This window comes from Listeria farberi, from assembly GCF_014229245.1.
Taxonomy (GTDB): domain Bacteria; phylum Bacillota; class Bacilli; order Lactobacillales; family Listeriaceae; genus Listeria; species Listeria farberi.
Window position 1 is genome coordinate 101,702 of sequence record NZ_JAARZJ010000010.1, and the last position, 16,539, is coordinate 118,240.

Annotated in this window: 14 protein-coding genes; 13 read left to right on the forward strand and 1 reads right to left on the reverse strand. The window is 35.6% G+C overall.

Annotation, left to right across the window (positions count from 1 at the left end; all coding sequences use genetic code 11):
- Window positions 1–2: 2 nt before the first annotated feature.
- Both HCB45_RS10360 and HCB45_RS10365 read left to right on the forward strand, forming a co-directional pair.
- On the forward strand, window positions 3–1,262 hold the full coding sequence (locus tag HCB45_RS10360) for a DUF1214 domain-containing protein (RefSeq protein WP_376740638.1): 1,260 nt from the start codon (window positions 3–5) through the stop codon (window positions 1,260–1,262).
- A gap of 274 nt (window positions 1,263–1,536) precedes the next feature.
- Window positions 1,537–3,900 (forward strand): LapB repeat-containing protein, encoded by a 2,364-nt coding sequence (locus HCB45_RS10365; protein ID WP_185619786.1) that lies wholly within the window; start codon window positions 1,537–1,539, stop codon window positions 3,898–3,900.
- A 47-nt stretch (window positions 3,901–3,947) separates the two neighbouring features.
- On the opposite strand, the gene HCB45_RS10370 is transcribed toward HCB45_RS10365, so the two are convergent.
- Window positions 3,948–5,207, reverse strand: coding sequence for a MucBP domain-containing protein (locus HCB45_RS10370; protein ID WP_185619788.1), 1,260 nt, complete (start codon window positions 5,205–5,207; stop codon window positions 3,948–3,950).
- Between the two features lie 271 nt (window positions 5,208–5,478).
- On the opposite strand from HCB45_RS10370, the gene HCB45_RS10375 reads away from it, so the two are divergent.
- The 11 genes from HCB45_RS10375 (at window position 5,479) to HCB45_RS10425 (ending at window position 16,501) form a co-directional block, all read left to right on the forward strand.
- Window positions 5,479–6,339: a GRP family sugar transporter gene (locus HCB45_RS10375; protein WP_185319489.1), complete on the forward strand. Its 861-nt coding sequence runs from the start codon at window positions 5,479–5,481 to the stop codon at window positions 6,337–6,339.
- A gap of 65 nt (window positions 6,340–6,404) precedes the next feature.
- Window positions 6,405–8,405, forward strand: coding sequence for a methionine--tRNA ligase (gene metG, locus HCB45_RS10380; protein ID WP_311769038.1), 2,001 nt, complete (start codon window positions 6,405–6,407; stop codon window positions 8,403–8,405).
- A 267-nt stretch (window positions 8,406–8,672) separates the two neighbouring features.
- Window positions 8,673–9,446: a TatD family hydrolase gene (locus HCB45_RS10385; protein WP_185619790.1), complete on the forward strand. Its 774-nt coding sequence runs from the start codon at window positions 8,673–8,675 to the stop codon at window positions 9,444–9,446.
- A gap of 291 nt (window positions 9,447–9,737) precedes the next feature.
- Window positions 9,738–10,964, forward strand: coding sequence for a resuscitation-promoting factor (locus HCB45_RS10390; protein ID WP_185607997.1), 1,227 nt, complete (start codon window positions 9,738–9,740; stop codon window positions 10,962–10,964).
- Window positions 10,965–11,065: 101 nt separating this feature from the next.
- Window positions 11,066–11,641, forward strand: a complete 576-nt coding sequence (gene rnmV / locus HCB45_RS10395) for a ribonuclease M5 (RefSeq protein ID WP_185319485.1) — start codon at window positions 11,066–11,068, stop codon at window positions 11,639–11,641.
- Window positions 11,634–12,521 carry a 16S rRNA (adenine(1518)-N(6)/adenine(1519)-N(6))-dimethyltransferase RsmA gene (gene rsmA / locus HCB45_RS10400; RefSeq protein WP_003772508.1) on the forward strand — a complete coding sequence of 296 codons (888 nt, stop codon included), beginning with the start codon at window positions 11,634–11,636 and terminating at the stop codon, window positions 12,519–12,521. The genes rnmV and rsmA overlap by 8 nt, the downstream gene beginning before the upstream one ends.
- Window positions 12,522–12,640: 119 nt before the next feature.
- The gene (gene veg / locus HCB45_RS10405; RefSeq protein WP_003718261.1) at window positions 12,641–12,898 is read left to right on the forward strand and encodes a biofilm formation stimulator Veg; all 258 of its coding nucleotides are present in this window, start codon (window positions 12,641–12,643) and stop codon (window positions 12,896–12,898) included.
- 137 nt (window positions 12,899–13,035) lie between these two features.
- A complete protein-coding gene (gene ispE / locus HCB45_RS10410) occupies window positions 13,036–13,911 on the forward strand; it encodes a 4-(cytidine 5'-diphospho)-2-C-methyl-D-erythritol kinase (protein WP_185319483.1) in 876 nt (291 codons plus the stop codon).
- A 21-nt stretch (window positions 13,912–13,932) separates the two neighbouring features.
- Window positions 13,933–14,670, forward strand: coding sequence for a chitin disaccharide deacetylase (gene chbG / locus HCB45_RS10415; protein ID WP_185319482.1), 738 nt, complete (start codon window positions 13,933–13,935; stop codon window positions 14,668–14,670).
- 163 nt (window positions 14,671–14,833) lie between these two features.
- A complete protein-coding gene (gene purR, locus HCB45_RS10420; RefSeq protein WP_003759983.1) occupies window positions 14,834–15,652 on the forward strand; it encodes a pur operon repressor in 819 nt (272 codons plus the stop codon).
- A gap of 171 nt (window positions 15,653–15,823) precedes the next feature.
- Window positions 15,824–16,501, forward strand: a complete 678-nt coding sequence (locus HCB45_RS10425) for an efflux RND transporter periplasmic adaptor subunit (protein ID WP_185619801.1) — start codon at window positions 15,824–15,826, stop codon at window positions 16,499–16,501.
- Window positions 16,502–16,539: the final 38 nt, after the last annotated feature.

The following is a 16,539-nucleotide window of genomic DNA, read 5'->3' on the forward strand; positions in this document are numbered from 1 at the left end:
AAATGAATGCGAAATTAGAAGTGAATGGTGAACTTGTAAAAGAATCTTATGTTTATTTATTATCGCGGTATCTCGTTTTACGTCAAGAAAATTTTGATACAAAAGAAGATAAAATTCCATATAACACCCTTAAGCATAATTCGATCTCACCAGCAGACGCGAATTTTGTAAATCCTAACTTTGACGTGGTTTATTCAGAGGCTTGGATTGCTGTAGACGACGATAATGCTGTTGTTTTAGAAGTACCAGAAATTAAAAACCGTTACTACACAGTTCAAATTCTAGATGGTTGGGGTGAAGTGGTAACAAATATCAATGAACGTAATTATCCGGATCACCCATATGGAAAATTTGCTTTCGTTAAAAAAGGAACAAATCCTTCCATTCCAAGTGATGCTGTAAAAATCGAATTACCATCAGAAAAAGTGAAAGTGCTTCTTCGTGTAGAACAAAAAGACGATCCAGATGGTGCAGTAAAACTTCAAAAAGCATTCAAATTTGACGCGCCAGATAATATAAAAATCAAAGAACCACTTGAAATCCCACATTTCACTAATGCAGATTTCTTGTTAGAAGAAATCTATTCCAATTTAGAAGAATTACTAGCAACTTATCCTGATAAAATGCCTAAAGCACCTGAATTTCAAGATAAAGCAAGACAAGTTGCAGCTTATATTGAGCTTGGAGACGAGCAAAAAGCAGAAGTAAGAAACCTCATAATAAAAGAAGCTATTCCTTATTTTACTGATGGGGCAAAAGGTTTCGGAACGCAAAAAGGCGGATGGTCAGTTACTTATGTGGCAGGAGCATTTGAAAACGATATTTTAGCACGAGCAATTATTAATTATGGAGGCATCTGGGCAAATTCTATCCAAGAAGCTTTATATTTCATTGGTCAAAAAGGTACAGATGGTGAGCTTCTAAATGGAGATAAAGTCTACAAAATTCATTTTCCGAAAGAACAACTTCCAAATAGTTTAGCAGAAGCTTTCTGGTCCGTTACACTTTACGGGGTCCCAGACTATCATGTTATTCCGAATGATTTAAATAAATTTAGCATCAATGATTATACTGGACCTAAAACAAATGATGATGGAAGTCTAACCCTTTATATCGCAGCTGAAAAACCAGCAGATATTAACCCAGGTAACTGGTTACCAAGTAAAGCTGGCAAAAATTTCTCGTTAAACTTCCGCTTATATGTTCCAAAAAAAGAAGTATTAGAAGGAAAAGTATTTTTACCACCACTTGAAGTACAATAAATTAATCAGTTAATAAATTCTAAGCATGTAGATGCCTTTAATAAAGGTATCTACATGCTTAGTTTTTTTTGAGAAAGTGATTCTTATACATTTTATATTCTCAATATACTTTTTTAATATATATGATTTCATTTTGCGCCATTTGTTCATTAAAAAGACATAGATACAGCGGTTACTCTCTTTTATTGATACTAAAAATAGAAAAAAATCTTTGTGAAGTCTGTTATTATAAGTAGTGTTAAATAATATTAATGACAATCTGGAGGAAACGAAAATGAGGAAGTTAACTACTGCTGTCTCTCTTGCTTTGTGTTTTAGTCTAGTTAGTCCAAGTATTTATGCCAGTGCGGAGGAAACTATAACTAAGGAAGCTATTACTGAACAAGAGGTAAACAGTAACTTAGAGAATAACGATAATAAATCTAATAGCTCAACTGATAATCAAATAGAAGAGGAACAAGAGCCGATCAATGAGGAACCTATCCCAACTCCCCCTACTGAATCTAAAGTAGTTAAAAGTGATAAATTAACATCAAACTCCACAAATTCCACAAATGAAAATACGTATGCTACTTTTTTCCCTGATGCTAATTTAGCCAAAATAATTGCTAAAACAATTACTGGTAGTGAAGATATAAATGTAGGAGTAACTGAAAGCCAGTTGCAAAGTATTACAAACTTAGATGCTTCTAACAAGAATATCTCTAACCTTGCAGGAATAGAACACTTAACAAACTTACAATCAATAAACCTAAGTTCTAATAACTTAACGAATATAAACCAATTAGTAAGTATGCCTAAGCTCGAATCTATAAATGCAGCAAATAATGAAATAACCTCAACTTTGCACCTAACAAACCCTGCATCAGCAATAATTACCTTGGATTTAAGAGGTAACCACATCACAGAATTAGATATTGAAAATCAACCTAAGCTAACAAATTTATATATTAATGAGTTGGAAGTACAGAGTTTAACTTTAAAAAATCTAGAGAGCTTAGACAGTATAGGTAGAGTTGCTGCTGCTGTTACAATTGACTGGGGCGAGCTCGAAAGTATAACATTAAGCAACTTACCAAAAATTACAAGAGTTGATATTAGTGGTAATTATTTAGATAGTGACACCATAAACATAGAAAATCTTTCAGCCGTTACGAGCATGGATTTTAGCAGTAATGAGCTTACTAAATTACCACAACTTAATAATCTTCCTGTACTGACTTCACTTAATGTAAGAAATAATAAAATAGACAAACTTGAAACAGCTAAACTAGCTAATTTATCCAGCCTTAAAACGATAAATGCTGAAAAACAATCAATTACACTTCCAAAAACGATAGCAGCAAAAAACTTAACTATCTCGAATAAGATTGAAAACTTAGCGGGAAAAATAGTTACGCCAAAAACGATTTCTAACAATGGAACCTATTCAAATCAAAACATCATTTGGTCAAGAGAAAATTTAACAGATCTATCTAAAGTTTCCTATACGTTTGACGAAGTGATTAATAGCTCGACAATTACCGGAAAATACACTGGTACAGTGAACCAACCGGTGGAAGTAAAAGCTTTACCAGTTATTTCCGCTGATAAGAACATTTCTTATAATCCAGTAAACGCAGTAGACGAAGCAACATTTTTACGGGATATTCATGCATCTGCTTCTGAAAATGCGCAAATTACTAGTGACTATAAGGAAGTAGTCGACTTTACAACACCAGGTGATTATACAGTTACGCTACAAGCAACAAATAGTTATGGTTTAGAAGCGGAGGCTGTTTCTGTTGTAGTGCATATTAATGACATTCAAAAACCACAAGTAACAGTTGCTAATAGTGAACTTTCATTGGAAGTTGGCACAGAATTAACTAGTGAATTGCTTCTTGCTAAATCTGGAGCAAATGTTACTGATGCTTACGATAATGATATTAAGATGGATGTGGATATAAATGAAGTAGATACTAATAAATTAGGAACTTATGAAGCTTTCATAACTGCTAAAAGTAAAAGTGGTGCTTCGGCAGACCCTATTAAAATTACCATCAAAATTGTTGATACTGAAAAACCTGTTATTCAAGTCGATAATTCGGAAATAACCGTTGCGAAAGATAGTAAAATTACAGATGAACTAGTCATTACCGAAGCAGGAATTACAGCGACAGATAACTACGATGAAGAATTAAGTATACATGTAGATTTTTCCGAAGTTGATACTTCTAAACCGGGTAGCTATAAAGCAATGATTTTTACAGAAGATTTATCTGGAAATCGTTCAGAAACAATTGTTACTGTAAAAGTATCAGAAGCTAAAGTAGCAGAACCCACTACTGAACACAGTGATAGCAGCAATAGTGAAAGTAACAATAGTGAAAAAAGCTTAAGTAATACGATTACAGATGAATTAAACGAAACAATAGCTAAATATGTACCAAGCTATAAGCCAAAAGAAAAGTCAGCTTTAACACTTGAAAAAACTTCAACTAAAGAAATTGGAAAGGATTTAAAAGCACATTTACCAACCAATCAAAATCCTATAAAACTTCCAAAAACTGGTGATACTACCGATTTGATCTTCGTATTTATGGGAGTGCTCATGTTAGCTGGATTAACAACTTCTAAAATTAAAAAAAATAATTAATCAAAATAAAAAATCACCCAGTAAAAAATTTTACTGGGTGATTTTTTTTATTTCTTTTTAAAGAATAGAAGTGGAGTACTTATTAGAATAAGCAAACCGCCCAAAATTTTAGCGAAGATGCTTTGATTAGTATCGCCAGTTGTTGGTAGAGATGTATGGGTTGTTTTCTTTTCTGAAGAAGTAGTAGAAGTATGCGGAACACTTTCTTTTATAGGTACAGTTACCTTTTCAGTAGGCTTTGTTACAGCTGATTTTTTTACTACCGGAGTAACTGAATTTTCAACCACCGGCGTAGAGTTTACAATATCCTTTTTATAAATATAATTAACCGTCTGAGCAGTGTCAGTAAAAGTACCCATTGCATTTTCGGGTGTGCTTTCTAAAGAATAACCAGAGATTTTTTTGCTAGTTGACTGATAATCGCTATCTATAATTCCGGTTAATGTATCTGATTCTGCTAGTTTATTTCCAGCACTATCAAGGTAATTAACAGTTACTTCTGCTCCAGCTACAGGTGTAGGATTAGCGATGTGCACTTTGACATTGATTGTGTTTGATACGTTACCAGCTCTGTCTGTTGCTTGCACATTCACAGAATAATTACCAGCAACTAATAGGTCAACTGCAGAAGAAAAATTGCTTGTTAGACTGACAGTAGAATCATAATTATCAGTAACACTTGCATTAATATCGGTTAAAAATTGTTCTTCTGTAATGTTACTTCCTGGACTGTAAGAGATATCCGTTTTATCTGCTGAAACAATAGGAGCATTAATGTCTTTTGGCTTTAAAGTTCCACGAGTTGTCGTTTCGTTGTTAGCCCTGTCTTTGCTTGTAGCAGTCAATGTCGCGAGCAAGGAATCAATATTTGCTTCTCCGCCTTCACCTGAATAAGAAGTTTTCCATTCCATTTTTATTTTCGATTTTGATAAACTGTCCCAACTAGTGACTTTATCAAACTTATAGGTAATAGAATTAGTTTCCTTATCATAGTTAGTTGTACCAGTTTGATCAGTAATATCTTCCTCGCCTACAAAAATATGCAAATTCGTATAATCCATACCAGTAGGAAGTACTAATTTTATTTCAAATTGATAGTTTTCTGGAGTTTGCCCAGTTAAATCAGGCATAGTAAGAGTAGTTGTATATTTATATGGAACATTCACGTTTTCGCTTATATTTTGTAGTAAGGAAATATTATTTGTACGGTTAGTATCAGCCTGGGCAGAAATGGGTGTAATCGCTATTTGGCCAGCAAGAGAGCCTAAAATAATGAGGCTGGTGATGGTTTTTTTCTTAGTAAACATTTTTAAAATAACCTCTTTCCTAATAATGGACTTTATATATTATTATTGTAGCACTTAAATTTAGAGGGATAGTTTAATAATAGTAGTATTACCAGCTCATTATTTGTCTAAAATATGACTAATGAGAATCATAAAAAGAGGGAGAAATACTTGGTTACTTCGTTCTAGATAAGTGTTTTTTACTCTGAAACCCTCTATCATCTTCCTGTTATTTCAGATATAATAAAGTAATTGAAAACTAAATTTAACGGCAAACAAGGAGGAAAACGATTTGAACATTATGATTGCGCTGATTCCTGCGCTACTATGGGGAACAGTACCACTTATTATTACAAAATTTGGTGGTTCAACGAGACAACAAACAATAGGGATGACATTAGGAGCGCTAAGTTTTGCAATAATCGTTTTCTTCTTTACAGATCCGGTATATACACTTAAAACGGTGGGGATTAGTTTTATAACAGGGTGTCTATGGACTGTGGGTCAGATGTTCCAACTAAGAGCTTTCAAAATTATTGGTGTTTCAAAAGCTATGCCGATTTCAACAGGAATGCAATTAGTCGGAACAACTCTTTGTGGTGTAATCTTATTTCATGAGTGGGATACGGCGCTGCGAATTATTTTAGGATTTATCGCACTAGCACTGATTGTTGGTGGTATTTTCTTAACATCTTATGCTGAAAAAGAAGAAGATGGCGTTAGTACGTTAAAACAAGGTTTAATCACATTATTCATTTCTGCTTGTGGTTATGTTGGCTTAGTTGTTCTTATACAAGGTTTCAAAATTGATGGAATTAATGCGATTTTGCCGCAAGCAATTGGGATGGTTTTAAGTGCGCTAATTATGACACATAGTGGTGGTACGGAAAAACGTTTCAATAAACGAACGCTCTTACTTACTATTCCAGGAGTAATCTGGGCAGCTGGGAATGTTGCGATGGTTCACGCAAATCAACTTGTGGGGGTTGCGACGGGGTTTTCACTTTCACAATTAGGAGTGGTTATCTCTACAATTGGCGGGATTGTACTATTAAAAGAAAAGAAAACAAGAAAAGAAATGTTTTATGTGATTGTTGGGGTAATTTTAGTCGTTTTCGGAGGTATTTTAATTGGCGTCGCAAAAGGGGCTTAATTAATTATTTCGTTTAACACGAAAAATGATATAATGATACTAATTGTTTTATTTTTAAGGAGGGAATTGTGTTGCCTGAAGAGAAAAATACGTTTTATATTACCACACCAATCTATTATCCAAGCGGAAAAGCGCATATCGGTCATGCTTATACGACTGTTGCGGGGGACGCGATGGCTCGTTATAAACGCTTAAAAGGATATGATGTGTTTTACTTAACTGGAACAGATGAGCACGGTCAAAAAATCCAAGCGAAAGCGAAAGAACGCGGAATTTCTGAACAAGAATACGTGGATGAAATCGCAGAAGGTTTCCAAGAACTTTGGAAAAAACTGGAAATTTCTAATACTGATTTTATTCGTACAACACAAGACCGTCATAAAACATCCGTAGAGAAAATCTTTGAACAACTATTAGAGCAAGGCGACATTTACTTAGGTGAATACGAAGGCTGGTACTCTGTTTCTGATGAAGAATACTTTACAGAAACACAATTAGAAGAAGTATATAAAGATGAAAATGGTAAAGTAATCGGTGGAAAAGCCCCAAGTGGTAATGAAGTCGAGCTTGTTAAAGAAGAATCTTACTTTTTCCGCATGAGCAAATACGCGGACCGTCTAGTAGAATATTATAATTCTCATCCAGAATTTATCCTTCCTGAATCCAGAAAAAATGAAATGATTAATAATTTCATTAAGCCCGGTTTAGAAGATTTAGCAGTATCTAGAACTACTTTTGACTGGGGTATTAAAGTTCCTGGTAATCCAAAACATGTTGTTTATGTTTGGATTGATGCGCTTTCTAACTATATTACTGCGCTCGGATATAACACCGACAATGATACAAAATTCCAAAAATACTGGCCTGCTGATGTACAAATCGTTGGAAAAGAAATTGTTCGTTTCCACACGATTTATTGGCCAATTATGTTGATGGCACTTGATTTACCGCTTCCAAAAATGGTGTTTGGCCATGGCTGGATTCTAATGAAAGATGGTAAAATGTCGAAATCCAAAGGGAATGTAGTAGATCCTTATATGTTGATTGACCGCTACGGATTAGATGCGCTTCGTTACTATTTATTACGTGAAGTTCCATTTGGTTCAGATGGTTTATTTACACCGGAAGACTTTGTTGACCGCGTAAACTATGATCTTGCTAATGACTTAGGGAACTTACTTAATCGTACAGTTGCAATGATTAATAAATACTTTGATGGTGAAATTCCAGTTTATCAAGGTAATGTAACAGAATTCGATCAAACATTAGTAGACTTCAAAAATAATGTTGTGAAAGAATACGAAGGCAGTATGGATCATATGCAGTTTTCTGTAGCATTAAACCAACTGTGGTCATTAATTTCTCGTACAAACAAATATATCGATGAAACTGCTCCATGGGCACTAGCTAAAGATGAAGATAAGCGCACAGAATTAGCAAGCGTAATGACACATTTAGCTGAAAACTTACGTATCATCGCAGTTCTATTACAACCATTCCTAACCAGAACTCCTGGTGAAATCTTCTTACAACTAGGCTTGCAAGAAGAAAACTTGAAGAAATGGGATAGCATCTATGGCTACGGCGAAATTCCTGAAGGCACAACTGTAGTAAAAAAAGGTACGCCAATTTTCCCAAGACTCGATGCAGAAGTCGAAGTTACTTATATTCAAGATGAAATGAAAGGCTCTGCACCAGCTCCTGCTGAAGAAGTTGCAGAAGTGGAAGCACTTGAAACCCCGCAAATTGGTATTGAAGATTTCGACAAAATCGATCTTCGGGTTGCAGAAGTAAAACAAGTAGACAAAGTGAAAAAAGCAGATAAACTTCTTTGTTTCCAATTAGACTTAGGTGAAGGTAAACTACGCCAAGTTCTTTCAGGTATTGCAGAATTCTACCAACCAGAAGAGTTAATTGGCAAAAAAGTTATCGTTGTTTCTAACTTAAAACCTGTAAAACTTCGCGGACTAATGAGTGAAGGCATGATTCTCTCAGGAGAAAAAGATGGAAAACTAAGCGTAATTGAAGCAAATAGCGCACTTCCAAATGGCGCGAAAGTAAAATAATAAAAACGAACCCTAATTCGCTGGAGTTAGGGTTCATTTTTATATCGAAAAAAACTTTTAAAAAAAGATTGCATAATGCAAACGATTACAATATAATGTAACTATACTTACTTAATTCATAGAAGGAACTTTACGACCTTATGAAGCAATCGTTTATCAAATTAATTAAATAATTGTAAAAGCCACCTTTTATTTAGGTGGCTTTTTTTGTATGCACAAAAAATTATAGTATAATAGAAGGAAATGATTTTATTAGGAGGAATTCTCTTGCTATTTGATACGCATGTACACCTGAATGACGAGGCATTTGACGATGATATAGAAGAAGTAATAAAGCGCGCACAGGAAAACGATGTGATCCGTATGGCTGTTGTGGGCTTTAATAAAGAAACAATTGACCGAGCGCTTGAATTAGCCGAGAAATATGATTTTATCTCCTTAATCATCGGCTGGCACCCCACAGACGCTATTACCTTCACAGACGAAAATTTAGAATGGCTCCGTGATTTAGCACTTACCCACCCGAAAGTAGTTGCTTTAGGAGAAATGGGGTTAGATTATCACTGGGATACTTCACCAAAAGAAACGCAATTCGAGGTATTTAGAAAACAAATCCGTTTAGCCAAAGAAGTGAATTTACCGATAGTCATCCATAACCGTGAAGCAACAGAAGATGTTGTTCGTATTTTGCAAGAAGAACACGCCGAAGAAGTAGGTGGAATTATGCATTGCTTTGGTGAAACTGTTGAAGTAATGGAAGCATGTCTGGCGATGAATTTTTACATTTCATTCGGTGGAACCGTCACTTTTAAAAATGCAAAACTGCCAAAAATTGCAGCCCAAGCTATACCAATTGACCGTTTATTAATTGAAACTGACGCGCCGTATCTCGCTCCAACCCCAAATCGCGGAAAAAGAAATGAACCAGGATACGTCAAGTTGGTTGCCGAAAAAATTGCCGAACTGAAAGAAATGAAATATAGCGAAATCGCTACGCACTCAACCAATAACGCAAAAAGGCTTTTTAAAATTAAAGACTGATTGTAATATAAATGTAATATAAGGCCGAGTCTGTAACCCAATCTTAAGCTTTTAGAAGATAAAAATTACTACTTGGACAAAAACCCTTATTTCATGCCTACGACCAGAGGCGTAGAAAAATGACACATTTCTGTTACATTTGACACTTTAACAAGTTTTTATATTTACAAATGGCTTCATATCAACGTTTTTTCTTTTGGTTTGAGAAGTTGTGAACAAACCGTAGAAAAAATTGACAGTTCTTTAGTCCCCTGTATATAATCACTAGCGAAGTAGAAAGGGGAGAAATACATGACCATGGAAAACAGCAGTAACGTAGCCCAATCATCAAAATGGAAATTACCAATCATGATTGCAGGATTTGTTATTGTAGTAGCATTGGTTTTTTATTTCGTTTTCGAAGGAACTAAAAACGATATCACTATAGTAAACGCTGGTGAAAAAATTGAATCAAGAACACACGCTAAAACAGTTTCTGAAGCATTAGACGAAGCAGGAATTAAAGTTAGCGAACATGATGAAATTGCGCCAGGAAAAAATGCGGAAATTAAAGACGGTATGGAAATCAAATATCTTCCAGCTCGTCAAGTTACAATAAATGATAATGGTACAAAGAAAAACGTTTGGAGCACAAAAACAAACGTAGCAGACTTACTTAAAGATGAAAATATTACTACTCGTCCGCAAGATGTATTAAATGTTGCATTAGATACTAAATTAAAAAATGGTCTAGAGGTTAACATTAACCGTGCCATTGAACTTTCCTTACAAAACGGAACAAAAAAAGATACAGTATGGACAACTAAAACAAAAGTTAATGATTTACTTGCTGAGAAAAACATCAAACTAGATAAAGATGACCGTGTATCTCCTGCTAAAGACAGTAACTTAAAGGAAAAAATGACTGTACAAGTTACATACGTCAATTCAAAAGCAGAAAAGAAAAATGAACAAATCAAATTTGAAACAGTTTATAAAGAAGACGATAGCCTAAATAAAGGCGTTGAAAAAGTCGTTCAAGAAGGTAAAAATGGTGAAAAAGTTGTCGAGTATAATGTAACTTTTGAAAATGACAAAGAAACTAAACGTGATGTCATTAAAGAAAATGTTACTTCTAAAAAGACAGATAAAATAGTTGTACGTGGCACAAAAGAAAAAGCAAAAGTGTCACCAATTGCAAATGCTTCATCTTCAAAAGCAAGCACTACTAAAGCTTCATCTGTGTCATCCACTCCTTCAGGGGGTAAAACATATCGTATGGAATCAACAGCCTATTCAGGTGGTGGTACGACAGCTTATGGTATTAACTTAAGTGCGAACCCTGGAATGAAAGTAATTGCAGTTGATCCAAACGTTATCCCATTAGGTTCTAAAGTATGGGTTGAAGGTTACGGTGAAGCAATTGCTGGAGATACTGGCGGTGTTATCAAAGGAAATATCGTTGACGTTTATTTCCCAAATGAAAGCCAATGTTACTCATGGGGCAGAAGAATGGTAACAGTAAAAGTGTTAAACTAATTTCGTATAAAAACGAGGCTGACTCATAGGGCCTCGTTTTTTCTTTGCCCAAAATGTGGTATGATGTATTTACTTATTTTATAAAAAAGGATGTTATCAATATGAGCGTGAAGCCTGTAATACATGAGTTTATAGTTGTAGAAGGACGTGACGATACAACTGCAATCAATCGTTCAGTTATTGCAGATACTATCGAAACCAATGGCTCAGCACTTTCACAAGAAACAATTGAAAAAATTAGACACGCTCAAGAACTACGAGGAGTTATTATTTTTACAGATCCAGATTTTCCAGGTGAGAAAATTAGAAAACAAATTGATTCTGCGGTGCCCGGATGTAAGCATGCGTTTATTAATCGACAAGACGCTTTGCCAAAAGCCGGACGTGGTCTCGGGGTAGAACATGCGAGTAGTGCCCATATTAGAGAAGCTTTAGAGCACTTTCATACAAGTGGCAATCCAACAGAAAAACAATATATCTCCAAAGAAATCCTTATTAACTTAGGGCTTTTAGGTGGAGTTGGAGCAAAAGAACGTAGAGAAAAAATCGGCAATATATTAAAAATCGGTTATACGAATGGAAAACAATTGCAAACAAGGTTGGAATCATTTGCCATTAGTGAAGAACGATTAGTAGCCGCATGCCAAATGATTATGCAGGAGGAAGAAAATGAGTAAAGATATTGCAACTCCCGGAAGAACAACGGAAATTTTAAAAAAATATGGTTTTTTATTTAAAAAAAGTCTTGGTCAAAATTTTCTTATCGACAGCAATATTTTGACGCGGATTACTGATACAGCTGAAATCACGAAAGAAACGAACGTCATCGAAATCGGACCAGGAATCGGTGCGCTAACCGAGCAACTTGCCAAAACAGCGAATGAAGTCGTTGCGTTCGAAATTGACCAACGTTTGTTACCCATTCTGGATGATACACTTAGTAACTACGATAATGTTCGCGTTGTCCATAATGATGTGCTTAAAGCCGATGTTGCTGAAGTAATCACTGAACAATTTGCGAAACCTGAACTGCCTCTTAAAATTGTGGCAAATCTGCCTTATTATGTAACTACCCCTATTATTTTAAAATTACTTCATGATAATATCCCAGCAGACTCGATGACTTTTATGTTGCAAAAAGAAGTTGCTGACCGAATTAGTGCTGTTCCAAGCACGAAGAGTTACGGCAGCTTAACAATTGCTATCCAATTTTACATGGAGGCAGAATTAGCCTTTATTGTTCCGAAAACTGTCTTTATGCCGCAACCTAATGTCGATTCTGCCGTCATTCATTTAAAACGCCGCAAAGAACCATTAGCAAAAGTAAACGACGAAGAGTTTTTCTTTGAAGTTACAAGGGCTTCTTTTGCCCAAAGAAGAAAAACATTATGGAATAATTTAGCATCCAAGTTTCCGGCTTTAAAACCTCGTAAAGAAGAGTTGGTAGAAGGTTTAAATGCAATTGGTATAGACTTAATAAGACGCGGAGAAACGCTTGATATACCAGAATTTGCTAAATTAAGTAACTTTCTTGCTGATTTCCTCGCAGAAAAATAATTTTTTTCAAAAAGAGCGCTTTCATAGTTGACAGCTAACCCTTCTAACTGTTAAAATATTTGGTTATTGATTTCGAGCCTCATCTGTGCTATAATAGATATTAGTGAGGTGGAAAATAAATGCCAAAAACCATTGCAAGCATTAAGACGAATTTAGATTCTAGATTAGGTAAAGCATTGACATTGAAAGCAAACGGTGGTCGTAAGAAAACGATTGAACGTTGCGGTATCCTAGCTGAAACATATCCATCCGTTTTCATTGTGGAGCTTGATCAAGATGAAAACAACTTTGAAAGAGTATCCTATAGTTATACGGATATCTTAACAGACGCAGTAGAACTTGTATTTACAGATGATAATAAAGAGTTAGCTTTATAATAAGCTGAAGTAACCGAACCGTATAGTGTGGTTCGGTTTTTGCTTTCCATAGAAACCCTTTTGGACCGCTAGCTACATATTTTTTCTTTCATATGATAGAATAGAAAAAGAGATTTTGAACGCGGAGGCCAAGAAAAATGAAAATAAGCATAACAGCACCAGCTAAAATTAATCTTTCGCTTGATGCGCTATACAAACGTGAAGATGGCTATCATGAGGTGGAAATGGTGATGACAACGATAGATCTTGCTGATAGATTATTCTTAGAACGCTTAGACGAGGATAAGATTGTGTTGGATGTAAAAGCGCATTTTATTCCAGAAGACCGTCGTAATTTGATTTATCAAGCGGCCCTCCTTTTAAAAAATCGGTTTAACATAAATATGGGAGTGCGCATCACAATTGATAAGCACATTCCAGTTTCAGCGGGATTAGCTGGTGGGAGTTCGGATGCTGCGGCAGCGCTCAAAGGTTTAAATATCATTTGGGAGCTCGGTCTTTCGATAGAAGAAATAGCAGAAATAAGTTCCGAAATCGGCTCTGACATAGCTTTTTGCGTATATGGTGGAACTGCTCTTGCGACTGGGCGTGGAGAAAAAATCTCTGCGTTGCCTAATATGCCTGGTTGTTGGATAGTACTAGCTAAACCTAGCATTAGCGTGTCGACACCAACGATTTATAAAGAATTACAAGTAGATAATGTAGAACACCCTAACACAGAAAAAATGGTTGAATCTATCAAAAATGGTGATTTAGACGGAATTTTTGCTTCAACAGGAAATGTATTAGAGTCTGTGACACTAGAAAAAAATCCGCAAGTAAAGCGAATTAAGGACCGGATGTTAGCATTTGGTGCTGAGGCGGCTCTAATGAGTGGTAGCGGCCCGACAGTTTTTGCGCTTATCAAACAGTATTCGAGAGCAAAACGAGTCTATAATGGCTTGCGAGGCTTTTGTGAGGAAGTTTATATGGTTAGACCGTGGAGTGAAAGTGAAAACGACACGATTAATTAATGGATGAGAGGGGTTAGACAAATGAAAATTATTTTTAATGCAGATGACTTTGGAATTAGCCCAGGAGCAGTTTATGGTATTTTGGAATCGTACAAACGAGGTGTCGTAAAATCAACTACACTTCTTGCTAATAGCCCGGCTTTTGATTTGGCTATAGAAGTAGCGAAAGAAAATCCTGGATTGGATGTTGGTGCTCATTTGACCCTTACATTCGGTTATCCGGTGCTTCAAGGTCTAGAAACGCTAACGGATGATAATGGACGTTTTCGCAAAAACTATACAGCACTTGAGTCTGGCTTAGCTGATGTAGATATGGAAGAAGTAGAGCGTGAATTAACAGCACAAATCGAGAAAATTCTGGCAGCAGGAATCACTATTTCTCACTTTGATACACACCATTCCATTGAACCATTAATTTATCCAGTTCAACATAAATTAGCTGAAAAATATGGTGTAAGTATTAGACGTCATTCGGATGTGTCTGATTTTGGCGCTATTAAAACGCCAGATTTGTTCGATACATCTTTTTATGCAGATGGAGTATCTTTTGAGACAATTAAAAAAATAGTACAAGAGCATATCGGAACAAACGATGTCGTGGAAGTGATGACTCATCCAGCGTATATCGATGAAACGCTACGAGAAATATCCAGTTATGTAGAGCCGCGCATCAAAGAAGTTTCCATTCTAACTTCCAGAGAATTACAAGCATATTTAGGCCAACAAGAAGTAGAAATTATTAGTTTCCGTGATTTATAAAAGCATTGGCCTGTCAAAAGATGTTTATTTGGCAGGCTTTTTAATACTTTAAAAGAATAAAAGTTGTCAATTTTATAGAAAACGTTTTATAATAGAGAAAATACGGACAAAATACGTGAAATAGCTTTTTAATATACGGAATTTTATCAAAGGGAGAGAGATTATGAAGATTCGTCGCAGTGAACGATTAATTGATATGACACAGTTTCTATTATCGCATCCGCGAAAGTTAGTGCCACTTACGATGTTTGCTGAACGTTATGGCTCAGCTAAGTCTTCTATTAGTGAAGATTTAGTTATCATAAAGAAAACGTTTGAAGATAGAGGGATTGGAACGCTTGAAACAGTGCCAGGTGCTGCTGGTGGAGTGCAGTATATTTCAATAGCGGGGAATGACGATGTGCTTGATTTTGTGCATACACTCTGTAACCGAATCGCAGAACCTAACCGACTACTTCCAGGAGGGTATTTGTATCTGTCAGACTTACTCGGGGAGCCAGTGACGCTTAAAGCGATTGGTAAAATTTTAGCTACCAAATTTAACAACCAAAAAATAGATGCTATTATGACTGTGGCAACAAAAGGTATCCCTATTGCACAAGCTGTAGCTGAGCACCTAAGTGTACCTTTCGTTATTGTGCGCCGAGACAGTAAGGTTACTGAAGGCTCTACAGTGAGCATTAACTATGTTTCAGGCTCATCTAAACGAATCGAAAAAATGGAATTATCCAAACGTAGCTTAGCAGAAGGATCTAATGTAGTAATTGTGGATGATTTCATGAAAGCTGGCGGGACGATTAATGGAATGAAGAATTTGTTAGAAGAATTCAATGCGCATTTAGTTGGTATTGGTGTTCTAGTTGAATCTGAATACGCAGAAGAGCGCTTAGTAGATGATTACGTTTCACTTGTAAAAATTAAAAACGTCAATATGAAAGAAAAACAAATTGAAGTAGTCGACGGAAATTATTTTAATAACTGATAGATAAGCCCTAGAAGAATTTTCTGGGGTTTTTGTTTTCGATGAGTGATACTAAAAAACAAATCAGACTTGCGATGTACTTCACTCACTTAACTTTTATGGTAGAATGAAACCTATCATTGCTACATAAAATATAGGGCTTCTATCATTAGAAGCAGAAGGAGAACATTCATGAAAAAATGGGTTAAATGGTTAATTGTTATCGTTATTATCGCAGTAGTTGCCGTTGGTGCGGTTTTCTTACTGTCGAAAAATAGTAGCTCTGTAACACAAGAAAAATTAGTTACAGCCAAAGTGAAACAAGGGGATATGAAAATTAATGCTACGGGAACAGGTGCGATTTCTCCGCAAAACACACAGGTTCCAGATTATGATAAGCTTCAATTAGTTGCGCAAATGGACGAACTTGATATCCCTAACATCAAGAAAGATCAAGAAGTTAAAATTACAGTAACAGCCCTTCCTGATAAAACATACATAGGAAAAGTAAAAGAAATTGCAGAACAAGGTCAAGTTCAAAATGGCGTGTCTAGCTTCTCTGTCATTATTTCTCTTGATGAAACAGACGATTTGAAGGCTGGTATGACCGCAGATGCATCCATTTTAGTAAAAGAGAAAAAAGATGCACTATACGTACCGATTGAAGCTGTTCAAAAAGACAGTGAGGATAAATACTATGTACTAGTGCCAGAAGAAAAAGAAAATGGTAAAACAAAAAAAGTGAAAAAATTTGTAGAAACTGGGCTTCACAACGAAGATAATATCGAAATCACTAAAGGGGTTAAAAAAGACCAAAAAGTAATCCTTCCTACACAAGAAACTTCCACAGTTCCAGGCGCTCCAAGCTAAGTTTTTTGTATATACGTATTAGATAAATAGTATGAAGG